20 protein-coding genes are annotated in these 22,515 nt (G+C 43.4%); 2 read left to right on the top strand and 18 right to left on the bottom strand.

The window, feature by feature from the left end; genetic code table 11:
• Position 1: 1 nt before the first annotated feature.
• From ACF3OH_RS07100 to mce, 3 genes are read right to left on the bottom strand one after another with little or no spacing between them, the layout of a single operon-like run.
• A complete protein-coding gene (locus ACF3OH_RS07100) occupies positions 2–1,099 on the bottom strand; it encodes a M20/M25/M40 family metallo-hydrolase (RefSeq protein ID WP_392456649.1) in 1,098 nt (365 codons plus the stop codon).
• 10 nt (positions 1,100–1,109) lie between these two features.
• Positions 1,110–2,657, bottom strand: coding sequence for an acyl-CoA carboxylase subunit beta (locus ACF3OH_RS07105; RefSeq protein ID WP_204589293.1), 1,548 nt, complete (start codon positions 2,655–2,657; stop codon positions 1,110–1,112).
• Positions 2,657–3,070: a methylmalonyl-CoA epimerase gene (gene mce, locus ACF3OH_RS07110; protein ID WP_204589294.1), complete on the bottom strand. Its 414-nt coding sequence runs from the start codon at positions 3,068–3,070 to the stop codon at positions 2,657–2,659. The genes ACF3OH_RS07105 and mce overlap by 1 nt, the downstream gene beginning before the upstream one ends.
• A 112-nt stretch (positions 3,071–3,182) precedes the next feature.
• On the opposite strand from mce, the gene prli42 reads away from it, so the two are divergent.
• Positions 3,183–3,278, top strand: a complete 96-nt coding sequence (prli42, locus tag ACF3OH_RS07115) for a stressosome-associated protein Prli42 (protein ID WP_165767453.1) — start codon at positions 3,183–3,185, stop codon at positions 3,276–3,278.
• Between the two features lie 411 nt (positions 3,279–3,689).
• On the opposite strand, the gene ACF3OH_RS07120 is transcribed toward prli42, so the two are convergent.
• The 12 genes from ACF3OH_RS07120 to ACF3OH_RS07175 form a co-directional block, all read right to left on the bottom strand.
• Positions 3,690–4,130, bottom strand: coding sequence for a BrxA/BrxB family bacilliredoxin (locus tag ACF3OH_RS07120; RefSeq protein ID WP_392456652.1), 441 nt, complete (start codon positions 4,128–4,130; stop codon positions 3,690–3,692).
• A 48-nt stretch (positions 4,131–4,178) separates the two neighbouring features.
• Positions 4,179–5,174: a methylmalonyl Co-A mutase-associated GTPase MeaB gene (gene meaB / locus ACF3OH_RS07125; protein ID WP_392456654.1), complete on the bottom strand. Its 996-nt coding sequence runs from the start codon at positions 5,172–5,174 to the stop codon at positions 4,179–4,181.
• Entirely contained in the window at positions 5,171–7,258 is a 2,088-nt protein-coding gene (gene scpA, locus ACF3OH_RS07130) for a methylmalonyl-CoA mutase (protein WP_239584758.1), read from the bottom strand. Before scpA ends, meaB begins: the two co-directional genes overlap by 4 nt.
• The gene (locus ACF3OH_RS07135; protein WP_392453862.1) at positions 7,255–8,586 is read right to left on the bottom strand and encodes a methylmalonyl-CoA mutase family protein; all 1,332 of its coding nucleotides are present in this window, start codon (positions 8,584–8,586) and stop codon (positions 7,255–7,257) included. The genes scpA and ACF3OH_RS07135 overlap by 4 nt, the downstream gene beginning before the upstream one ends.
• A gap of 104 nt (positions 8,587–8,690) precedes the next feature.
• Entirely contained in the window at positions 8,691–10,001 is a 1,311-nt protein-coding gene (locus ACF3OH_RS07140) for a dihydrolipoamide acetyltransferase family protein (protein ID WP_392453863.1), read from the bottom strand.
• A 15-nt stretch (positions 10,002–10,016) separates the two neighbouring features.
• Positions 10,017–11,000: an alpha-ketoacid dehydrogenase subunit beta gene (locus ACF3OH_RS07145; protein WP_094942020.1), complete on the bottom strand. Its 984-nt coding sequence runs from the start codon at positions 10,998–11,000 to the stop codon at positions 10,017–10,019.
• A complete protein-coding gene (locus ACF3OH_RS07150) occupies positions 11,000–12,004 on the bottom strand; it encodes a thiamine pyrophosphate-dependent dehydrogenase E1 component subunit alpha (RefSeq protein WP_204589300.1) in 1,005 nt (334 codons plus the stop codon). Before ACF3OH_RS07150 ends, ACF3OH_RS07145 begins: the two co-directional genes overlap by 1 nt.
• Positions 12,005–12,018: 14 nt before the next feature.
• Positions 12,019–13,446 carry a dihydrolipoyl dehydrogenase gene (gene lpdA / locus ACF3OH_RS07155; RefSeq protein ID WP_392453864.1) on the bottom strand — a complete coding sequence of 476 codons (1,428 nt, stop codon included), beginning with the start codon at positions 13,444–13,446 and terminating at the stop codon, positions 12,019–12,021.
• 12 nt (positions 13,447–13,458) lie between these two features.
• Positions 13,459–14,535 (bottom strand): butyrate kinase, encoded by a 1,077-nt coding sequence (buk, locus tag ACF3OH_RS07160; RefSeq protein ID WP_392453865.1) that lies wholly within the window; start codon positions 14,533–14,535, stop codon positions 13,459–13,461.
• A gap of 23 nt (positions 14,536–14,558) precedes the next feature.
• Positions 14,559–15,653 carry a Leu/Phe/Val dehydrogenase gene (locus ACF3OH_RS07165; RefSeq protein ID WP_392453866.1) on the bottom strand — a complete coding sequence of 365 codons (1,095 nt, stop codon included), beginning with the start codon at positions 15,651–15,653 and terminating at the stop codon, positions 14,559–14,561.
• 24 nt (positions 15,654–15,677) lie between these two features.
• Positions 15,678–16,553, bottom strand: a complete 876-nt coding sequence (locus ACF3OH_RS07170; protein WP_392453867.1) for a bifunctional enoyl-CoA hydratase/phosphate acetyltransferase — start codon at positions 16,551–16,553, stop codon at positions 15,678–15,680.
• Positions 16,554–16,567: 14 nt separating this feature from the next.
• A complete protein-coding gene (locus tag ACF3OH_RS07175; protein ID WP_392453868.1) occupies positions 16,568–18,523 on the bottom strand; it encodes a PAS domain-containing protein in 1,956 nt (651 codons plus the stop codon).
• Positions 18,524–18,650: 127 nt separating this feature from the next.
• On the opposite strand from ACF3OH_RS07175, the gene ACF3OH_RS07180 reads away from it, so the two are divergent.
• Positions 18,651–18,902, top strand: coding sequence for a DUF2627 domain-containing protein (locus tag ACF3OH_RS07180; protein WP_204589305.1), 252 nt, complete (start codon positions 18,651–18,653; stop codon positions 18,900–18,902).
• Positions 18,903–18,983: 81 nt separating this feature from the next.
• Here ACF3OH_RS07180 and ACF3OH_RS07185 read toward each other — a convergent pair whose 3' ends face one another.
• From ACF3OH_RS07185 to recN, 3 genes are all read right to left on the bottom strand, one after another.
• Positions 18,984–19,703, bottom strand: coding sequence for a glycerophosphodiester phosphodiesterase (locus ACF3OH_RS07185; protein WP_392453869.1), 720 nt, complete (start codon positions 19,701–19,703; stop codon positions 18,984–18,986).
• A gap of 13 nt (positions 19,704–19,716) precedes the next feature.
• Entirely contained in the window at positions 19,717–20,493 is a 777-nt protein-coding gene (gene spo0A / locus ACF3OH_RS07190; protein WP_204589307.1) for a sporulation transcription factor Spo0A, read from the bottom strand.
• A gap of 341 nt (positions 20,494–20,834) precedes the next feature.
• Positions 20,835–22,514, bottom strand: coding sequence for a DNA repair protein RecN (gene recN / locus ACF3OH_RS07195; protein ID WP_392453870.1), 1,680 nt, complete (start codon positions 22,512–22,514; stop codon positions 20,835–20,837).
• Position 22,515: the final 1 nt, after the last annotated feature.

The raw sequence follows: 22,515 nt of genomic DNA on the forward strand, positions 1-22,515 counted from the left end.
TTTAGCGTTTGATTAGATGTGTCACAACATCTGCAAGCTTTTCTAGCTGAGCGATTGGCATCGACTCGTTTGTCGTATGGATTTCTTCATAGCCAACAGATAAGATAGCTGTCGGGATCCCAAGTCCATTGAATACATTGGCATCACTTCCGCCTCCGCTCCGTTTGATGGATACTGGAATTTCAAGTGCTTCAAATGAGTGTTTCGCGTAGCTGACCACTTCATCTTGTTCACTGAAAGAGAATCCTGGATACATCAATTCTGTCTTCGTCTCTGCCGACGCACCAAGCGACGTTGCAGTCGTCTCGAATGTATCAACCATATGCTTCACCTGGGCATTTACTTTTTCTTCTGTCAGTGCACGGGCTTCTGATAAGATATGGACTTCCGGACAGACGATGTTCGTCGCCTTTCCACCTTCAAAACGACCGATGTTCGCTGTCGTCTCTTCGTCGATACGTCCTAGATTCATCGCACTGATGGATTTTGCTGCGACTGTAATTGCTGAAATCCCTTTTTCAGGTGCTACTCCAGCGTGTGCCGGTTTTCCGGTGATGGTCGTCCAGAGCTTTGCTTGGAAAGGTGCTGCAACGACAATACCGCCAACCTCTCCATCGCTATCGAGTGCATAACCAAAATCAGCATCGAGTAGAGATGGGTCCAGTGCTTTTGCCCCAACTAAGCCACTCTCTTCCCCAACGGTGATAACCACTTGCAACTGACCATGGTGTGCTTCCGATTCGTTCACGCGACGTAACGCTTCAAAAAGTGCTGCAATTCCCGCTTTGTCATCTGCTCCAAGAATCGTCTCACCTTCAGACACGATGCGGTCGCCCTCGCGTACTGCTTTGATGTCTACCCCTGGTGTCACGGTATCCATGTGCACGGAGAACAATAGTTTTGGTAATGCTGCGTCTCCTGGTTTTGTTGCAATCAAGTTTCCAGCACCGAAGCCTGTTTTTTCTTTTGCATCATCTTCTAGAACGGTAAATCCTAAGTCTCCAAGTTTTGTCTTTAAGACGGGTGCAATGATTTGTTCATTTCCAGTCTCTGATGGAATTTCAACAAGTTCAATAAATTCTTCGAGTAGTCGTGTCATGCGTCTCTCCTTACAACGGGATATTTCCGTGTTTTTTCTTTGGCCGTGTTTCTTTTTTCGTGCGCATCATCTCGAGTGCTTGAATAAGTTTGATACGTGTCTCACGTGGATCGATGACGTCATCTACCATACCCATAGATGCTGCTACGTAAGGATTCGCAAATTTCTCGCGGTATTCTTCGATTTTTTCAGCACGCGTTGCTTCTGGGTCTGGACTTCCTGCGATTTCACGCGCAAATATAATGTTCGCTGCACCATTTGGTCCCATTACGGCAATTTCTGCGTTTGGCCAAGCAAATACAACGTCGGCTCCGATAGATTTTGAATTTAAAGCTACGTATGCACCGCCATACGCTTTCCGTAAGATAACTGTAATTTTAGGAACGGTTGCTTCTGAGTACGCATATAGGATCTTCGCGCCGTGGCGAATAATCCCTCCGTGCTCTTGCTTGATGCCTGGGAAGAAACCCGTCACATCTTCAAATGTGATGAGTGGAATGTTAAATGAGTCACAGAAACGGATAAAGCGCGCAGCTTTATCGGATGAATCGATGTCAAGTCCTCCAGCCATCACTTTGGGTTGGTTACAGATCAGTCCGACCGTTTCGCCTTTAATCCGTGCGAACCCAACTACGATGTTCCGCGCAAATTCAGATTGCACTTCTAAGAACGAATCGGCATCGACCACTTGCTCAAGAACGCGGCGAATATCGTACGGACGAATTGCTTCAAACGGTACGATATCAGCAAGGTCTGGACGCTCATCCGATTCTGGTTGTGTTTCCATGATTGGCGTCTTTTCTTCATTGTTCTGTGGCAAGTATGTAAGCAATTTTCGTACTTCTGCCAGCACTTCTTCTTCTGTAGCACCACGGAAATGCGCATTCCCACTGATTGTGTTATGTACTTTTGAACCACCCAGGTCTTCTGAGGAAATCTTTTCGCCAGTAACTGTTTCGATTACTTTAGGTCCAGTGATAAACATTTGGCTTGTTTTATCTGTCATAAACACAAAGTCAGTGATTGCAGGCGAATAGACAGCCCCACCCGCACATGGGCCTAAGATGACAGAAATTTGAGGAATAACACCTGAATAGATCGCATTGCGATAGAAAATCTGACCATATCCATCAAGTGAAACTACGCCTTCTTGAATACGAGCCCCGCCAGAATCATTGAGTCCGATGAATGGCGCTCCATTTTTCGCTGCAAGATCCATTACGTTTGCAATTTTAAGTGCATGCATCTCTCCAAGCGCACCGCCAAATACGGTGAAGTCTTGTGAGAACAAATAGACTGGTTTCCCAGCGACTTTACCATACCCTGTGACAACTCCATCTCCAGGTCCTTCAAGCTTGTCCATGCCAAAGTCGGTTGTTCGGTGTTTGATGAAAGGATTTAACTCTACAAATGTACCTTCATCGACTAATAAATCGATTCGCTCGCGCGCAGTTAATTTGCCTTTTTCGTGTTGTTTTTCGATGCGCTCATCGCCACCGCCAAGTTCAATCGTGCGTTTTCGGTCATACAATTCATTGATTTTATCGTACATATCCATTAGTTTTTCGCCTCCGACTGTTTTTCGCAAAGTTCATAAAGTACACCGTGAGAAGATTTTGGATGGATAAATGCAACTAGTGCTCCACCTGCTCCCACTTTCGGTTGTTCTTGAATGAGACGTACCCCGTTGTCTTTCAAGTCATTCAGTCTAGCTTGAATAGATTCTACTCCAAACGCAATATGGTGCATGCCTGGACCTTTCTTTTCCAAAAAGCCATGGATGGCACTGCTTTCAGATAATGGTTCGAGTAATTCCAATTTCAAGTTGCCCGCATCAAGGAAGGCCACTTTCACTTGCTCACTTTGAACTTCTTCGACTTTCAGCAGTGGAAGCCCTAATGTTTCTATATAGTATGGAAGCGCTTCATCAATTGAATGAACCGCAATTCCAATGTGATCGACTTTTTTCATCTTCGTCATCCCCTTTCACACTTATCTTCTATTGTAGCGATTTCAAAAAAGGTTGGCTACCTCTTTTGTGTCTGATAAAATAAGGGTAGTCAACTAGAGGAGCGATGTTTGGATGCGAAATGAAACCTTTCGAAAAGTTATTATTTACTTGATGATCATTACAATGTTATTATCGACGTTTGTTTTTGGGTTAAGTTTCTTACTTTAAGATGTGGAGAACGGCGATCTAGAAACTCCGAGGAAATCCGGCGTGCAGGTGAAGGCGTATTCCAGCCTTTGCGGGTGCGACGGATTTCGGAGCGTGTTTCTGGCGTTTGCAACTCGATTTCATCATTGGCAATAGCTATTGTTACTAAAAAATCAGTATTTCCTCTAAATATTTAAAGAGGAGATACTTTTTTTGGTTATTGACGTTGATTCTTGGCATACACATTAGAAATTAGTTTCCATAACTTGACTTCGGTAGATTAAAATTGATTTCGGTAGAATAAATCGTGATTTGGGTAGAATAAATTTCACTTTCAGCCGATGAACGACCGCTCAGTTTCCTAAACTAGAAAAAGCGCTAAAGCCCCTCATAAATAGAGACTTCAACGCTTTTCAAATAGTCCTACTTCACTTAATACTCTTCGCAGTGTTCTTCAAATAAACCTTGCAAGTTTGCAATCACACTCATCGGGTCGTGGCCTTCAATTTCATGACGGCCTACTTCCGCTACCATCTGTCCGTCTTTTACAAGTACGAAAGATGGAGAAGATGGCAAATGCTCGTCGCCAAACTTATCACGTGCGTAGAATGTTGCTTCTTTGTCTTGTCCTGCGAATACTGTCACTAAGTGATCTGGACGACGATCATAGTGTACTGCATGTGTTGCTGCTGGACGTGCAATACCGCCCGCACATCCACATACTGAATTCACCATGAAAAGAGTCGTACCCGGGCGTTCTAAAGCGCGGTCCACATCCTCAGGTGTACGTAATTGCTCATAGCCTGCTGCGTCCATCTCGTTACGTGCTGTTGTAACGATTTCATTCATATATAGGTTAAAATCCATATTCATCGTGTAAACACTCCTTTATAGCTGTATTGTATCAGACTTTTGGTCACTTTAAGAAGTAAAAAGTTTAGCGAGTGCTTGTTCAATGGTAAGTTTGGAGTCTGCCACTTGCTTCTCAAGCTCTTTCATCTTCTGCTTCTTTGTCCCATCTGAAAAGAAACGACGTACAAGTTCATCCGTCACGGAGTTTTGAAACCATTCCCGTTGTTGCGACGCACGCCGCGCTGCAAATCGTCCCGATTCATTCGTCATTTGTTGAAATTCTTGAATCATCGACCAGACATCCTCTAATCCCGTTCGCTTATACGAAGATACCGGTAGAGCTCTTGGTGTCCATCCTTCCGTCGCAGGTTGGATAAAATGCAAAATCTGTTTATACTCCGCAACGGTTTTTTTCGCAAATGCTTCGTTCGGTCCATCTGCTTTATGCACAACAATGGCGTCTGCAAGCTCCATAATCCCTTTTTTCATCCCTTGCAACTCATCTCCTGCGCCGGTTAACGTCAAAAGCAAGAAAAAATCGGTCATACCACGGACAGTCGTCTCGGATTGGCCGACCCCAACTGTTTCAATCAGCACAATATCAAACCCAGCAGCTTCACATAGCAGCATGGTCTCTCGACTTTTCTTGTGAACACCGCCTAGCGTTCCTGAAGTAGGCGAAGGGCGGACAAAAGCATTGGGCTCTTTGACGAGTTGCTCCATCCGCGTCTTATCACCCAGAATGCTTCCACCAGAACGGGAAGAAGTAGGATCAATGGCTAGAACTGCCACACGGTGGCCTTCATCACAAAGCATTTTGCCAAACGTTTCAATGAACGTGCTTTTCCCTGCACCCGGCACACCGGTAATCCCAATTCGTAGAGATTGTCCAGATTTCGGGAGAACGGTTTGTAAGAGCGTCTGGGCTAGCTCATGGTCTTGATTGCGCTGGCTTTCAAGCAATGTGATTCCTTTTGCAAGGGCGATGCGGGAACCTGCTAAGATATCATCCGCAAGTTGCGCCACATCAATTGGTTTATCGATTTTTTTTACAAATTTTTTCATGAAGAAACTCCGGTTTCTTCATAGCCAAGTTGACGGTAAATTTCTTCAATCACTTTCTGAGCAGCGACGGGGATAACTGTTCCCGGTCCAAAAATAGCGGATGCTCCGTTTTCGAGTAAAAATGCGTAATCTTGACTTGGAATAACGCCGCCGACGACGAGTAAAATGTCTTCACGGCCAAGCTTTTTCAATTCTTCTTTTAATTCCGGTACAAGTGTTAAGTGCCCTGCAGCGAGTGAACTAACACCAATCACGTGTACATCATTTTCAACAGCTTGTAACGCTGTTTCTTCAGGTGTCTGGAACAGTGGCCCCATATCAACGTCGAACCCGAGATCTGCAAATGCTGTCGCGATTACTTTCGCGCCACGGTCATGTCCATCTTGTCCCATCTTAGCAATCATAATTCGCGGGCGTCGACCTTCATTTTCTAAGAAATCTTCTGCCATTTGTTTCACGTCATCTACTTCTTGTGCTTCTGAATAATTGGAGCTGTACACGCCACTGATGGAACGAATAATTGCTTTGTGACGACCGGACACTTCTTCAATTGCGTCGGAAATCTCTCCAAGAGTCGCCCGGTGACGCGCAGCTTCCACAGCATATGCTAACAGGTTGCCTTCTCCCGACTTCGCAACGTCTGTTAAAGCAACTAGTGCTTGCTGGACAGCTTTTTCATCGCGAGTCTGACGAACATGTGCAAGACGCTCAATTTGAGATTTTCGTACAGCTGTATTGTCAATTGCTAAAATATCGATTGGGTCTTCTTTATCTAATCTACGATAGTTGACACCGACAATTTTTTCCTGTTTCGAATCAATCTGAGCTTGGCGAATTGCAGCAGCTTCTTCAATCTTCATTTTAGGAAGACCTGTTTCAATTGCTTTAGCCATTCCACCTAGACCCTCAATCTCTTCGATATGCGCCCATGCTTTTTTGATTAATTCATCTGTAAGGGACTCTACATAGTAAGAACCGCCCCAAGGATCAATGATAGACGTCATCTTTGCTTCTTCTTGTAAGAACAGTTGCGTATTGCGTGCAATGCGCGCAGAGAAGTCTGTAGGGAGTGCAATCGCTTCATCCAGCGCATTCGTGTGAAGAGATTGCGTATGCCCCATTGCTGCGGCATTCGCTTCAAGAAGTGTGCGCGTCACGTTATTGAATGGATCTTGCTCTGTTAAACTCCAACCCGACGTTTGCGAGTGCGTGCGTAGTGCCAATGATTTTTCGTTTTTCGGGTTAAACTGTGCAAGTAACTCCGCCCAGATGTGACGAGCAGCGCGCATCTTGGCTACTTCCATGTAGTAGTTCATGCCAACTGCCCAGAAGAACGATAAGCGGGGTGCAAAGCGGTCAATGTCCATACCTGCCGCTAAACCTGTTCGCACATATTCCAGTCCATCTGCGAGTGTATAGGCAAGCTCGATGTCCGCAGTCGCCCCTGCTTCTTGCATGTGATAACCGGAAATTGAAATCGAATTGAATTTTGGCATGTGCTGAGATGTGAATGCGAAAATATCCGCAATGATTTTCATCGACATTTCAGGTGGATAGATGTACGTATTACGAACCATGTACTCTTTCAAAATGTCATTTTGAATCGTTCCTGTTAGCTGCTCAGGAGTAACGCCTTGTTCCTCCGCGGTCACAATGAAAAATGCAAGAATTGGAAGAACTGCTCCGTTCATCGTCATCGAAACAGACATTTGATCTAATGGAATTCCATCAAATAAGATTTTCATGTCTTCCACTGAGTCAATGGCAACCCCGGCTTTTCCTACGTCTCCTTTTACACGTGCATGATCCGAGTCATATCCGCGGTGCGTCGCAAGGTCAAATGCTACAGAAAGTCCTTTTTGCCCCATCGCCAAATTACGACGATAAAACGCATTACTTTCTTCAGCTGTTGAGAATCCTGCGTATTGACGAACCGTCCATGGTTTTGTAACGTACATCGTTGGATACGGTCCACGGGTAAATGGCACCATTCCAGGGAAATCATTCACATGCTTCACTGCTTGTAGGTCCGCTTCTGTGTAGACAGGCTTGATAGAGATTCCTTCGTTTGTTTTGATTGTCATTTGACTTCCCCCTGACCTTTGAAGACTGCAACAAGTTCTGATCCTTTTTCTAGAAGTGACTGTCCAGCATAAATCGCTCCTTGCACTCCGTATTCTCTCCATGCCGCAAGCTTTGGATGATTGCCTGCAACGTTCAGTGTTCCCTCAAAAGAGTGTCCACTCTCTACAAAGGCTTCACTATCTTCATCTGTTCCTGCAACTACTGCATATACGTATGCATCATGTACCTGATGGAACGTTTCTACATCGATGACTTGTGCATCCCAGCCATAGACGGAAAGCACACCTTTGATATAATCTACTCGCGCTTTGGATGCTTTATACTCTCCGGCTTGAATGATAACAACTTTATCACTGTAGGAGTGTAACTCATTTCTTAGTTTCTCAAATGGTTCTGCAAGACGCTTATAGCCATGATCAGACACACTAGTACCTGCGACATCTACAGGGTTTGCGTACGATGTTGTTCCAATCAATGCTTGTTTGCGTTTCGCAAGACGCTCAAGCTGGAAAGTAAACGATGCTTGTGCACGATCTGCAAACCACTGTGCGCGTTCTTCAACAGAAAGCTCAACAGTTTGTAAAAATAGTGTCCAGGCTTCATTGGCCAATTGATCTGTCAAACTCTCAACTGCGTATGCTCCTGCTGAAGGGTCTTGGACAGCCGTTACAAAACTTTCATGACGAATGACTTCGACAACATTTTCTGCGAGGCGCTCGCTTGTAGCTGTAGCTCCTGTCAATTCGTCATATGGATAAACTGCGACCGCATTAGCGCCTCCGATGACTGCAGAAAATGCGCTGTTTGCACTACGAAGCAAATTAACAGGTGGGTCGTAAAGTGAATACGAACGGAGTGATGTTTCCGCATATATATGTAAAGTCGTTGGTTCTACTTTTCGCGCATGACAAAATGCATGCCAAACAAGACGTGCCGCTCGTAACTTTGCAATTTCCATAAAGAAATGCGTATCTACTGCGAATCCGACTTGTGACGGCAACTGATGATGCGTCTCTGTAAAATCATGAGCAGCAGTTAAAAACGCCACTAATTCGGTAATAGCGTCAGCGCCTTCTCGGTGTACAGGACGTGTGTCCACTTCTATAGAATCTAGTGGTTTAGTAAAGGTCGCTACCTGACTATTCCAGATTGTATGCAAAGTAGAAGCTTGTTCTCTCAACTTGTCTGTCCGCTCAAAATAAAGAGGCTCTATAGAAATACCTTCTGGTGTTTGCGTTGTCAGTACACGCCAGTCTTTCCCTTTTAATGAATCCGTCACCAGCTGCTTCCAGTCGTTAGCAGTTGGTTGTTCCCTGTTGTCTACCATTATCCGTTCCTCCCCGTGAATCCGTTTCCATTCCACTTTCTAGTGTACTAGATTTTTTCAAGATAAACAAAAAGTCGTCCAAAAAATTGGACGACTTCGACATCTTAATAAACAGATGTGTTTTCTTTAGTCATGTTTTCTAAAATCTCTTTTACTCGCGCTAAGAAGCGTCCGCAAACGAGACCGTCAAGCACACGGTGATCTAGTGACAGACATAAATTGACCATGTCACGCGCAGCAATCATACCGCCGTCCATAATCACTGGACGCTTTACGATGGATTCCACTTGAAGAATTGCAGCTTGTGGGTAGTTGATGATTCCCATAGACTGAACAGAACCAAATGAACCGGTATTGTTCACTGTAAATGTTCCACCTTGCATATCGTCTGATTTCAATTTACCTGCACGGACTTTGCCTGCAAGTTCATTGATTTCACGTGCGATGCCTTTGATTGTTTTTTCATCCGCATGTTTGATAACAGGAACGTAAAGAGCATCTTCCGTAGCGACTGCGATGGAGATATTGATGTCTTTTTTCTGGATGATTTTGTCCCCAGCCCACATCGAGTTCATCATTGGGAATTCTTTCAATGCTTGTGCAACAGCTTTTACGAAGAACGCAAAATACGTGACATTGAAGCCTTCTTTTTGTTTGAACTCAGTTTTGATCGAGTCACGGTACTGAACAAGGTTCGTCACGTCGACTTCAATCATCGTCCAAGCATGTGGCGCCTCATGTTTACTGCGTAACATGTTTGCTGCAATCGCTTTACGGATACCCGTAACTGGAATTTCAACATCACCAGGTAATGTTGGGATGTCTTGTTTCGGTGCAGCAGCCGTCGTTTGCGCAGCAGGAGTAGACTTTGGTGCTTCTTCTACTGGTGCAGCAACTGGCGCTTCTTTTGCTTGTGGTAGTTCACCTGAATCAATGATTTTTTGAAGGTCTTTACGCGTGATGCGGCCTTCTTTCCCAGATCCTTCGACCAAACTTAAGTCGATGCCATGTTCGCCTGCCATTTTTAACACAGCAGGTGAGAAGCGACCAGCACCCGCTGGACGTTCTGCTTTTGCAGGGGCTGCTTTAGATTGCTCTTGTTGTGGTGCAGATTTAGATTCCTCTTTCGGTTGTTCGCTTGTTTTTTCAGCTGGCGCTTCTTCCGTCCCGCCACCTTCTGTTTCGATCGTACATACGATTTCACCAACAGCCAAAGTATCTCCTTCAGCAGCAATTAATTCTTTGATAACACCCGTGAACGAAGATGGGATTTCAGCAGTTACTTTATCTGTATTCACTTCAGCTAGTGGATCGTACTTGTTTACGTGATCTCCAGGAGAGACGAGCCACTTTTCAATCGTACCTTCTGTAACACTCTCGCCAAGTTGAGGCATTTTAATTTGTTCAAGTGCCATGTAAAGACCTCCTTGTTAGAATTCTGCAAGCTCACGCATTGCTTTTTCAACTTTATCTGGATTGATCATGAAGAACTTCTCCATCGTTGGTGCATATGGCATTGCTGGAACATCTGGTCCTGCAAGGCGCTGAACAGGTGCATCTAAATCAAACAGACAGTTTTCAGCGATGATTGCTGCGACCTCTGACATGATACTTCCTTCCTTGTTATCTTCTGTTACAAGTAGTACTTTACCCGTTTTCGATGCCGCTTCGATGATCCCCTCTTTATCCAGTGGATAGACTGTACGAAGGTCGACTACGTGTGCAGAGATGCCGTCTTTTTCTAAGCGCTCTGCTGCTTGTAGTGCAAAGTGAACCGCTAATCCGTAAGTGATGACCGTAATGTCTTCTCCTTCACGCTTCACATCCACTTTTCCGATTTCGATTGTATAGTCTTCTGTCGGAACTTCACCTTTGATCAAACGATACGCACGTTTGTGCTCAAAGAATAGCACTGGATCCTCGTCGCGAATCGCAGCTTTTAACAAGCCTTTTGCATCGTAAGGTGTAGAAGGAATGACAATTTTAAGTCCTGGTTGGTTTGCAAAGACCGCTTCAACAGATTGTGAATGATAGAGTGCACCGTGAATGCCTCCACCAAAAGGAGCACGAATAACCATTGGACATGTCCAGTCATTGTTTGAACGGTAGCGAATACGCGCTGCTTCTGAGATAATTTGGTTCACAGCTGGCATGATGAAATCTGCAAACTGCATCTCTGCGATTGGACGTAGTCCGTACATCGCTGCACCAATTCCGACACCTGCGATTGCTGATTCAGCAAGTGGTGTATCAAGAACGCGGTATTCTCCGAATTGATCATATAAACCATTTGTAGCTTTGAATACGCCACCTTTACGGCCAACATCTTCTCCAAGAACGAATACGCGCTCATCGCGTTCCATTTCTTCTTTCATTGCAAGTGTGATGGCATCGATATAAGACATAATCGGCATTAGTTGTCGCCTCCTTGCTCAGCATATACATGTTTCAGTGCATCTTCTGGAGCCGCATACGCTGCGTTTTCAGCGTAATCTGTAGCTTCATTGACTTCCTTCATGATGCGGTCGTTTAATTCTTTTTCAGACTCATCTGTTAAGACGCCGTTTTCTTTTAAGTACGCTGCAAATGAAAGGATAGGATCAAGTTTTTTACCTTCTGCAATCTCTTCAGCAGATTTGTACTGGCGATCATCGTCATCGGATGAGTGCGCCGTTAAACGGAATGTCACAGCTTCGATTAGAGAAGGACCTTCCCCATTACGTGCACGTTCTACTGCTTCTTTTGTAACACGGTAGACTTCGATTGGGTCTTTCCCGTCTACTTCAAAACCAGGCATTCCATAAGCGATTGCACGATCCGCAATATTTTTACTAGCGACTTGGCGATCAAAAGGTACCGAAATCGCGTATTTATTGTTTTCTACCATTGTGATACATGGCAATTTATGAACGCCCGCAAAGTTCAATCCTTCGTGGAAATCGCCTTGGTTTGAAGAACCTTCTCCAAGTGTTACGAAAGAAACAAAATCTTTCTTTTCAATTTTTGCTGCAAGTGCGACACCTACTGCATGCGGTAACTGTGTCGTTACAGGAGAAGAACCTGTTAGGATTCGGTTTTTCTTCTGTCCAAAGTGACCCGGCATTTGGCGACCGCCAGAGTTTGGATCTTCCGCTTTCGCGAAAGCCGAAAGCATTAAATCACGTGCTGTCATACCAAAATGCAAGACAACACCCATATCGCGATAATACGGTGCAATGTAATCTTTATCAGTATCTAGTGCATAGGCTGCTCCTACTTGAGCGGCTTCTTGTCCTTGACATGAAATAACAAATGGAATTTTACCTGCACGGTTGAGTAACCACATACGCTCATCAATACGGCGTGCCAGTAGCATTGTTTCGTACATTTTCAACACATCGTCGTTTGTTAGACCGACTTCTTCATGACGTGTAGACATTTGATTTCCCCCTTTTAACTATGAATGGCTTTTCCATCGACTGCTAATGCTGCTTCACCCATGATTTCAGATAGTGTTGGGTGTGGGTGAATAGTTGAACCAATTTCCCATGGAGTCGCATCTAATACCATTGCTAGACCTGCTTCAGAGATTAAGTCTGTCGCGTGCGGTCCAATCATGTGTACGCCTAAAATATCATTTGTATCTTTATCAGCAATAATCTTTACAAAACCATCTGATTCACCGTAGACAAGTGCTTTTCCGATAGCTTTGAATGAGAATTTTCCAGTTTTGATGTTGTAGCCACGCTCTTTAGCTTGTGCTTCCGTCATCCCAACGCTTGACGCTTCAGGGTTTGAGTAAACACAACGAGCAACTTTTTCAGTTTCCATCGCGTGCATGTCTTCCCCTGCAATATGCTCGACAGCAGTGATTCCTTCGTGACTCGCCACGTGTGCAAGTTGAAGACCTCCGATAACATCTCCGATTGCGTAGATGTGCGACTCTTTTGTTTGATACGTGTCTGATACTTGAACGAATCCATTCTCAACTACAATATCTGTGTTTTCGATACCAATGTTTTCGACATTTGCTTGGCGACCAACGGACACTAGCATTTTTTCTGCTTGGAAGCTCTGCATTTCGCCTTTGATTTCAGCTTCGATAGTGACACCATTGTCTACTTTCAACGTCTCTGAGACCACTTTCGCTGAAGTAACGATCGTAATACCTTTTTTCTCAAGAATTTTTTTCATTTCTTTAGAAATGGCATCATCTTCAGTAGGAATAATACGGTCCGCATACTCAATGACTGTGACTTCTACACCAAAATCATGTAGCATTGATGCCCATTCAATTCCAATGACGCCACCGCCAACGATGATGATCGACTTTGGAAGTTCTGTCATTTCAAGGGCTTCATCCGACGTCATCACGAATTCTTTATCGATTGTAAGTCCAGGCAATGTACGTGGACGAGAACCCGTTGCCAATACGACATTTTTCGGGATCAGCATTTCATTTTCTTCTCCATTATTCATTTCAACAGAAATCGTTCCACCTGGAGATGGACTGAAAATAGAAGGTCCGAGCATACGACCTGTGCCCTCATATACATCGATTTTGCCTTTTTTCATCAATCCTTGTACACCTTGATGCAATTGATCGACAATCGATTGTTTGCGTTTTTGCACTGCGCTGAAATCAAGTGTGACGTCACTCGTGATGACACCATATTCATGCGCCCGATCCTTCGCTGTATGATACACCTCTGCAGAGCGTAATAGGGCTTTACTCGGAATACAGCCTTTATGCAAGCATGTTCCTCCAAGCTTTCCTTTTTCAACAATGGCAGTTTTTAGTCCAAGTTGAGCTGCGCGAATAGCGGCTACGTAGCCACCCGTTCCACCGCCTAGTATGACGATATCATATTCTTGTGCCATGCAATCCCTCCTCTAGTTCGGATAATTCTTCGGTTGTTCTTCTCCACTCAATACGCGGTAGGCTCCTTCTGCAAGAGCCTGCAATTCATCTTCTCCTGGATAGGTCACGACATCTGCAATCCAGCTTATACGATCTGCAATTTCAGCGACAAATGCTTTGCCATATGCAAGTCCACCTGTTAATAAAATGGCATCGACTTTTCCAGACAATACAGCACTTTGCGCACCGATTTCTTTTGCGACTTGATACGCCATCGCGTCATAAATCAATTTTGCCTCTGTGTCGCCGGCCTCAATTCGTTTCTCAACGGTCACGGCGTCATTTGTACCTAGATAGCTTACGAGACCACCTTGACCTACAATCATTTTCATAATTTCATGTTGGTAGTATTGACCGGAATAACACATCTCGACTAGATCTCCAATTGGAACACTGCCTGCACGTTCTGGACTAAATGGTCCATCTCCGTGTAGTCCATTGTTAACGTCGATTACTCGGCCGTTATGGTGTGTTCCGACCGTGATTCCGCCGCCCATATGCACAACAATTAATGAGAGTGCGTCATATGGTTTGCCAATTTCTTTTGCATAGCGTCTTGCGACAGCTTTTTGATTAAGCGCATGAAAAATTGAGCGACGTTCAAGTTTTGCAGTTCCTGAGATACGTGCTAAGTCCTGGAGTTCATCGACCACTACTGGGTCAACAATGAATGCCGGGATATTCAACCCCTTTGCAATCTCATTGGCAATGATACCTCCAAGATTCGAAGCATGTTGACCCGAATAGCCGGCACGTAAATCTTGTAACATTTGGTCGTTGACGGCATATGTACCGCCTTCGATTGGACGTAATAGTCCTCCCCGCCCACAGACTGCTGAGAGGCGGGAAATATTCATTTGTTCTTCATCCAATGCCTGTAAGATCATCTCTTTCCGAAAGGCATACTGATCGATGATAGATGGAAATTTTTCAATTTCATCTGTGTTGTGACGAATCGTTTTTTCAAAAAGTAACGTTTCATTCTCATAGATACCGATCTTCGTGGAGGTCGAACCTGGATTTAGAACTAGGATACGATAAGGTTCCATTGCAATAGCCTCCTCTTTTTTGCTTATCGGTTTGTTAATGAATGTTTACCATTTTGTAAGAATTGGCGACGTGATTTTGCCATACGTGCGATACGGTCTTCTGCCAGACGGTCAGCCGCAGCGTATGAAGCGATGCCTTCTTTTTTAGAGATTTCAAAAATACGAGCAATTGTGTCATAGATTCCTTCAACGCGTTTCATAGCACGCTCACGGTTGTAACCATTTAACTCGTCAGCTACGTTCATAACACCACCTGAGTTGATTACATAATCCGGTGCATACACGATACCCAGTTCGTTCAGCTTGTCACCGTGGCGTGGCTCTTTTAATTGGTTATTTGCAGCTCCTGCAACAACTTTTGCTTTTAATTGTGGAATTGTTTCATCATTGATGATGGCACCAAGCGCACATGGAGCAAAAATGTCCACATCTTGTGAGTAGATCTCAGACACGTCTACTTGTGTTGCACCGAATTCATTAACAGCACGGTCTACAGAGGCTTGATTGATATCTGCAACTGTTAAGATAGCACCTTCTTCGTGTAGGAATTCACATAATTTGTACGCTACGTTTCCGACACCTTGTACCGCTACTTTTTTACCTGCAAGAGAATCTGAACCAAATGCTTCCATAGCTGCTGCTTTCATCCCCATGTAAACGCCGTAAGCCGTAACTGGTGATGGGTTTCCTGAAGAGCCGAATGCTGGTGAGATACCTGTTACATAATTTGTTTCTTCGTGGATCAAGTCCATGTCTGCAACTGTTGTACCGACATCTTCTGCTGTGATGTAACGACCATTTAGACCTTGAATGAAACGACCGAACGCACGGAACATCTCTTCGTTCTTATCTTTCAACGGATCACCAATAATAACTGTTTTACCTCCACCAAGGTTTAAACCAGCTGCTGCATTTTTGTATGTCATCCCTTTTGCTAGACGAAGTGCATCTTCAATTGCTTCTTCTTCCGTAGCATAGTTCCACATACGAGTTCCACCAAGAGCTGGCCCAAGTGTTGTGTCATGAATTGCGATAATCGCTTTTAGTCCTGAAGTTTTGTCCTGACAGAAAATCAATTGCTCGTAATCGTAAGTCTCCATATATTTGAAAATTTCCATTTGTAATTCCTCCAATTAAGTGTTTTATATACTTGCAAGTGCGATTGAGTACAATTTACTTTCTGCACTATCAGCACGGGAAGTTAGTATGATTGGCACTTTCGCACCTTCAATGACGGCCCCAACTTTGGCGCGACCGAAATACATAAATGATTTGTACAAGACGTTGCCTGCTTCAATGTTCGGAACGAGCAAGATGTCTGCTTGTCCCGCTGAATCAGACGTAATGCCCTTTGCTTTCGCAGACGCAACAGAAATCGCATTATCAAACGCGAGTGGACCATCCACAATACATCCTTTAATTTGCCCACGTTGATACATCATAGTGAGTAGCGCTGCGTCCGTGCTCGACGGCATCGCAGGATTCACAACTTCTACTGCACTGAGCGGGGCAACCACTGGTTCATGTAAGCCCATTCGATGTGCAACGGCCACTGCATTCACTAAGATATCTTTCTTTTGTTTCAAGTCCGGCGCAATATTCATAGCAGCGTCTGTGACAAACAACAAACGGTCAAACTCTGGAAACTCGAAGACAGCGACGTGTGAAATCGTTTTTCCTGTTTTCAGCCCGTTGTCATCGCGCAGCACTTCACGTAGCAAAGATGCTGTGTCGATATGGCCTTTCATCAGTGCATCCGCGCGCCCATCACCTGCCGCTTTTACAGCTTCTCTGATAGCGACATGTGTAGATTTTACAGGATATACTTCACAGGCCCCTGACGCACTGACAAATTCAGGTAGTGCCGCACAATTCTCTTCAGTATCGACGAGTAAAAACCTGGCGAGCCCTAATTCAGTGGCTTGGCGAATCGCTTCTAACACTTCTGGATCGTTTGCACAGGCGACTGCGATTGTCTTCGTCGACTTCATTTGCACTAGTTCCTCAAATGATTTCATCCGAAATTCCTCCTTTACTCTTCGACACCTAGTTTTTCAATTTTGTAATACAATGTCCGAAGGGAAATATTTAATTTTTTTGCAGCTTCCGTCTTGTTCCCTTTAAAGGAAGCGAGCGTATCTTGAATTAGCTTTCGCTCGTATTCTTCAACAAGGTCTGAAAGCGATCCATCTGGCAGTTCAGGTTTCGACTTTCGAATCGTTGTCAGTGGAAGATGTCTTTCTTCTACTAAGCGCTCATTCGCATTCATGAAAATCAGTGTTCGACTGATGACATTTTCAAGTTCCCGGACATTCCCAGGCCAATCGTAGGATTCGAGTGCTTTTAAAGCCCGACTAGAGAACCCATCAACTTGTTTGCCGAATTCTTTATTCAGTCTCACTAACGCATGATCGAGGATGAGTGAAATGTCTTCAATCCTCTCACGTAACGGCGGGATATAAATAGGCATTTTATTCACTTGGAAATAAAGCTCCTCCAGGAAGTGGCCATCTCGCATACTTTTTTCAAGCTGATCACTTGTGGAAGCAATTAAACGGAACTTGTCGTTTGAAAGTTCTTTCAGTAATTTTCTCTGATGTTCAATCGAGAGTTCTCCGATTTCATCTAAAAACAGGGTACCTCCTGAAGCTTGTGAGATGAAGGGTTCCTGTTTTGAACCATCAAACAATTGATCTGTTGCTTCTTGAGAACTGCAATTCACTCGTATGAACTTGTTATGCTTTCGTTCACTTTTTCGGTGGATAGCGTGTGCGAAAAGATCCTTCCCGACTCCCGTCTCTCCTCGCAACAATATGGTTACAGGAACTCCGGCAGCGAGTTTTGCTTGGTCTTTAGCGAACTGAATTTTGTCAGATTGTCCAATGATATCTTCAAATGAAAGATTGGATTCTAGTGACCGAATTAACAAGCGTGCACGGTCAAGCTCTTTCATCATCGTTCGCATTTCTGTGACGTCATGTATGACGCCAACACTCCCCTTCAAGCGATTGTTGACGATGACAGGCGCAACGTTCACAATTACTTCTTTACGATCTTTTCCAACTTGCAATTGCTTCCCTCGCACTGGTTTGCGCGTTTCAAGCACTTGCCTGTGAATACTTTCGCCGTTCATAATATCGGCCTCAGCAGGCTTACCGATAATATCTTTCTCTTCAAGTCCAGTAATCCTTGTATATGCCGGGTTGATCAGAAGACCCACTCCATTTTCATCCACTACGGATATTGCATCATCTGATGACTGAATAATGGCCTCTAACATCATTTGAATTTCTCGCAAATTCGTCAAATCTTCCGCCATTTGTTGAATCTCAGAAATATCTTTAAAAACAGCAAATGCACCAATTCGTTGACCGTCTCCAGTCGTCAATGGGAAACGAGACGTAACAATTTTGGTACCGCTTTCAAGAGTTAATTGTTGATTGGACTCCGAGCGTCCCGTCTCGATAACTTGTAATAGGCGACTGTGCGGAATAACTTCATGTATAGGTTTGCCGAGCACTTTTTCTTTTTTTACGTTGGTCAGCTTTGCAGCTCGTTCGTTGAAGAATGTGATTTTCCCATCTTGATCGACACTTATGATTCCTTCATCCATTGAATCAAAAATAATTCGCTGGATTTGTCGTTGCGCATCCATCAATTGAAAAGAACGATTCTTCTCTTCAATCAACTGCACTAAGATAGAAGCAATTTCTCCAGGAATAACAACAGTAGAGCGGTCCCGCTTTTCTAATAGTCGGGTGAATAAATTCGAGTCCCCTGTTGCATCAATGATGATATCGAGGTCTGGACTTATGTAGGTTTCCCAATGAGTATCTGTTGGTATTCCTAACTCTTTTGCAACAGCCATAGCAGGTGCTAATGGATTTTCATCGATAACTGCAGTAAATGAAAAGTTGCCGAGATTATTAAGGAGTCGGAGGATAGCTGTTCCACCTCGCCCTGCTCCAAGTAAAAGTATATTTTGCAATATATTGCACACCTCCTTGGTGTTAGTGCAAGTTGTTGCATTTCCACTCTATAATACCGTAAGCTGACTCGATTGACAATCATTTTTACACATGCGATAGTAAATAACAGATAAGGAGTTGACTGGTTTGGCACGTTTAGCAGCACTGATTGTCCTTGTAATTCCTGGAATACTAGCGGCATACGGAATCAAGTTAATGCGTGATACATTTTTCGGAATTAGTAATCTAGGTACTGCTCCACTATGGTTTCAATTTGTTCTAGGACTAGCTTTAATGGTACTAGGTATAGGTTTCTTTGCAGGATTTTTACTTAGACGAGACCGTAAAAATGGACGGGTATCTGAACGATTCAAAGAAAAAAAGGCTAAATCCGATTGAGGATCTAGCCTTTTTTATATGGGGTTAGGTCACCCCTACCCACTGGTAAAGTTGCGTTCTTAACCTATTACAAATAATCCATCATACCTTATTAAAGCCTTTTTGCTTTTGTTCAACTTTATCTGGAAAATCGGTGATCCAACCAATCACACAAGATCTTGGTGACGTTAAATACTTTTCTTTTCCGGTCAGACCGTAAAACCTTATGGAATAGCGCTCGCATAACTCGTTTATCCAAGAGGCATTGTAATAGCGCTTGTTGATATGCAACGTCTTCAACCACGGATAACTTTTTAATTCTTCCCAGTCAGTAGACTTCTTAGCGATTAAACACCACTCGTAGTCTGGATAGTTGGCATGTCCAATGGCTAAAATCGAAAGATCGAACGATGAAAAGTGAACATCTGAAAACGGTTTAATAAGTTCTACGACTTCCCGAATCTTTTCTTGCTTCCCCATATAAGTCTCTTTCAGCTCAACATTTAACGCAACATCATAGACTCTTGCAAACTCTATAAATTGTTGAAGCGTTAAAATACGGTGTCCAAAAAAACGACGAAGGAAACGTTTTCCGACTTTCCATTGTAATACCTCTTCTGCAGCGACGTCGCGGATCTGTTTGTTTTGACCCGTTAAGCGAAACAAGTCTAAATCATGAATAACCATGTGCTGTCCATCTGCAGTTAGTTGTAAATCAATTTCAATCCCTTTTGCATTGCGGGAAATGGCCTCTTTAAATGCGGCAAGAGTATTTTCCATCTTATAACCGGATGCACCTCGATGCGCATAAATCGGAAGCATGTGTAAAACTCCTTTAACTTGCCATATTCTCTAGACGAATTTTGTCTGCAATCATGGCAATAAATTCTGAATTGGTTGGTTTGCTCTTTAAGTGGTGAACAGTGTATCCAAATGTTTGCGAGATCGTCTCGTAGTTTCCTCGATTCCATGCTACTTCGATTGCATGACGAATTGCGCGTTCTACACGGGACGGTGTCGTATCGAATTTGTCTGCAATTTCAGGATAGAGAACTTTTGTGACCGAACCGAGCAATTCAATATCATTGTAAACCATTTGAATGGCTTCTCGTAAGTAGGAGTATCCTTTAATATGAGCTGGAACACCGATTTCTTTAATGACGTTTGTGATTGTGAAATCGATGCCTTTCGTTTTTGGAGCTGTTCGAACAGTAGTAGCTGAGGTTTGATTGTGAGCCGTACCTGCTACCTGCAAAATTTGCTGCACAAGGCGATCGAATTCAAATGGCTTCAACATAAAATACGCAGTTCCGAGATCTACCGCTTGCTTCATGACTTCTTCTTGACCAAACGCAGTCAGCATAATCACTTTCATTGTCGGGTAGAGTTGCTCTTTGTGTAAATGGTCCATTACCGCAATACCATCCAAGTGCGGCATAATAATATCAAGTAATAGCACATCTGGAACTTGTTCTTCAAGTAAATCTAAACATTGTTTTCCGTTATATGCTGTATGGATAACTTCTATCGATGGATGCTCCTTAAAATAATCTGCAATCGTCGCTACTAAATCTCGGTTATCATCTACAATCATCACTTTAATCTTTTCCATGTCATTCATCCCCTGTCTTCATTCATCTACTTCCTCACTATAAAGAAAATAGGTCTTTTGTTAAAAAAATCTTTTGTAGGATAATTTCTTTCTATTCTGACATCTTGTGACAATTCGCTGTTCATTTTGTCGAATAATCTTCTCTATAGTATAACGTGTATGTACAAAATTCTCTAGAGACAACAAAAAACCAGGTCACGCTCATACTCGAGCGTAGCCTGGCAGAATTAGTAGTGGTTTTGTCACTTTAAAACCAGGGTGTTTTGGTTTTGAAGGTACAATCTGGTCAACCGCTGCTAAACGAATTAGTGTGTTCGAAAGGAAGTGATTCATGATTGGTATTATTTTTTTGTTTGTGCTTGTGCAAGTAATTCTGCAGCATGATGGAGTGTAATTTCAGATATTTCTTCTCCCGCCATCATTCGGCTTAATTCTTCTGTTCGCTCTTCTAGTGACAATTCTTGAATTTTTGTTTTTGTTCGGTCGGCTTCTACATGCTTTTCAATGCGCAAATGCGAATCGGCAAGAGCAGCAACAGCTGGCAAATGCGTAATAACAAGAACTTGAGAATCTTTAGCAATTTGCCCAATCTTCTCAGCAATCGCTTGCGCCACTCGTCCGGAAACGCCGGTATCCACTTCATCAAAAATAATAGAAGTGATTTCCTGATGTTTGGAAAAAATACTTTTTAGCGCAAGCATGACACGACTCAGTTCTCCACCCGATGCAACTTTCGTTAACGGTTTCAATGGTTCGCCTACATTGGTGGCAATGTAGAATACGACATGATTTTTTCCGTTCTCTGTAAAGTGCGAAAGTTCTTCCACACGAACATCCATAATTGCTCGGTCCATATAAAGTGCACTGAGCTGTTCCATGATACGTGTACTTAACTCTTCAGCAGTCTGCTTACGAATGGTCGATAGCTCATCTGCCTCAAGTTGCAAGTCTTGTTCGATCTGAGCAAGTTTTCTTTCTAGTTCTTCAATCTCTTGGTCGCGGTTGGTCAGTTGATCAAGTTGACGTTTAATTTTTTCACCATATGCAATGACTTCATCCACCGTTTGACCATATTTCCTCTTTAGTGTTTGAAGCAATGCAAGACGATCTTCTACATATTGAACACGTTGTTCATCAAACTCCATCGAATCCAACTGATTTTGGATTTGTGACTGAACATCTTCAAGAATGAAATAAGCATTTGCAAATTCTTCGCTAATCTTGCCGTACGTAGTATTTACACTCTGAATATCTTGAAGCGCATGCAACACCACTCCAAGATAATCCATTGCGCCAGATTCTGCCGTAAGTGCTTGGGAAGAAGTTTGAAGCTTATCAACAATTTTTGAGTAGTTCTGCATCTCTGTCCGTTCTGCAGACAACGTCTCTTCTTCTCCACTGATTAACTCCGCTTCTTCAATCTCATTTAATTGAAAACGATAAAGATCCATACGATGTGTCATTTCCTGATCATCCATCTGTAGACCCTTCAACCGTTTTTTTGTTCGATTGTAGGCTTCGTAAACTTGAGAATATGCGTCTTTGGCATCTACAAATTGTTTAGAAGCAAACTGATCCAATAAATTAATATGGGATCGTTCATCCATAAGCTCTTGGCTTTCGTGTTGTCCGTGTATATCTACAAGTGTACTTCCCACTTCACGTAGAACAGCAATGGTCACCAATTTACCATTAATTCGGCATGTACTTTTGCCATTTGCATTCAATTCACGGCGCAATATTATGCTCTCTTCGTCCGTAGGTATCCCGAGCTCTTCAAGTTTTTTATAACTTGAATGAGACGTTGAGTTTAGCGAAAACATGCCTTCTAGCTCTGCTTTTTTTGTACCATGCCGAATGAATTCAGAAGATCCACGTGCACCACATAGTAACTGGACGGCATCGATAATAATCGATTTTCCGGCTCCTGTTTCACCCGTCAACACGGTAAGTCCTTCTGTAAAGCTAACAGTCAACTCATCAATAATGGCAAAATTCCGTATAGACAGTTCAGCTAACATA

This window comes from Chryseomicrobium aureum, from assembly GCF_043182735.1.
Lineage (GTDB): Bacteria > Bacillota > Bacilli > Bacillales_A > Planococcaceae > Chryseomicrobium > Chryseomicrobium aureum.

Bases quoted from the DNA above. Each gene is read 5' to 3' on its own strand.
- ACF3OH_RS07100 (WP_392456649.1), bottom strand. From the start codon at position 1,099: ATGACACGACTACTCGAAGAATTTATTGAACTTGTTGAAATTCCATCA.
- ACF3OH_RS07105 (WP_204589293.1), bottom strand. From the start codon at position 2,657: ATGGATATGTACGATAAAATCAATGAATTGTATGACCGAAAACGCACG.
- mce (WP_204589294.1), bottom strand. From the start codon at position 3,070: ATGAAAAAAGTCGATCACATTGGAATTGCGGTTCATTCAATTGATGAA.
- prli42 (WP_165767453.1), top strand. From the start codon at position 3,183: ATGCGAAATGAAACCTTTCGAAAAGTTATTATTTACTTGATGATCATT.
- ACF3OH_RS07120 (WP_392456652.1), bottom strand. From the start codon at position 4,130: ATGAATATGGATTTTAACCTATATATGAATGAAATCGTTACAACAGCA.
- meaB (WP_392456654.1), bottom strand. From the start codon at position 5,174: ATGAAAAAATTTGTAAAAAAAATCGATAAACCAATTGATGTGGCGCAA.
- scpA (WP_239584758.1), bottom strand. From the start codon at position 7,258: ATGACAATCAAAACAAACGAAGGAATCTCTATCAAGCCTGTCTACACA.
- ACF3OH_RS07135 (WP_392453862.1), bottom strand. From the start codon at position 8,586: ATGGTAGACAACAGGGAACAACCAACTGCTAACGACTGGAAGCAGCTG.
- ACF3OH_RS07140 (WP_392453863.1), bottom strand. From the start codon at position 10,001: ATGGCACTTGAACAAATTAAAATGCCTCAACTTGGCGAGAGTGTTACA.
- ACF3OH_RS07145 (WP_094942020.1), bottom strand. From the start codon at position 11,000: ATGCCGATTATGTCTTATATCGATGCCATCACACTTGCAATGAAAGAA.
- ACF3OH_RS07150 (WP_204589300.1), bottom strand. From the start codon at position 12,004: ATGTCTACACGTCATGAAGAAGTCGGTCTAACAAACGACGATGTGTTG.
- lpdA (WP_392453864.1), bottom strand. From the start codon at position 13,446: ATGGCACAAGAATATGATATCGTCATACTAGGCGGTGGAACGGGTGGC.
- buk (WP_392453865.1), bottom strand. From the start codon at position 14,535: ATGGAACCTTATCGTATCCTAGTTCTAAATCCAGGTTCGACCTCCACG.
- ACF3OH_RS07165 (WP_392453866.1), bottom strand. From the start codon at position 15,653: ATGGAAATTTTCAAATATATGGAGACTTACGATTACGAGCAATTGATT.
- ACF3OH_RS07170 (WP_392453867.1), bottom strand. From the start codon at position 16,553: ATGAAATCATTTGAGGAACTAGTGCAAATGAAGTCGACGAAGACAATC.
- ACF3OH_RS07185 (WP_392453869.1), bottom strand. From the start codon at position 19,703: ATGCTTCCGATTTATGCGCATCGAGGTGCATCCGGTTATAAGATGGAA.
- spo0A (WP_204589307.1), bottom strand. From the start codon at position 20,493: ATGGAAAAGATTAAAGTGATGATTGTAGATGATAACCGAGATTTAGTA.
- recN (WP_392453870.1), bottom strand. From the start codon at position 22,514: ATGTTAGCTGAACTGTCTATACGGAATTTTGCCATTATTGATGAGTTG.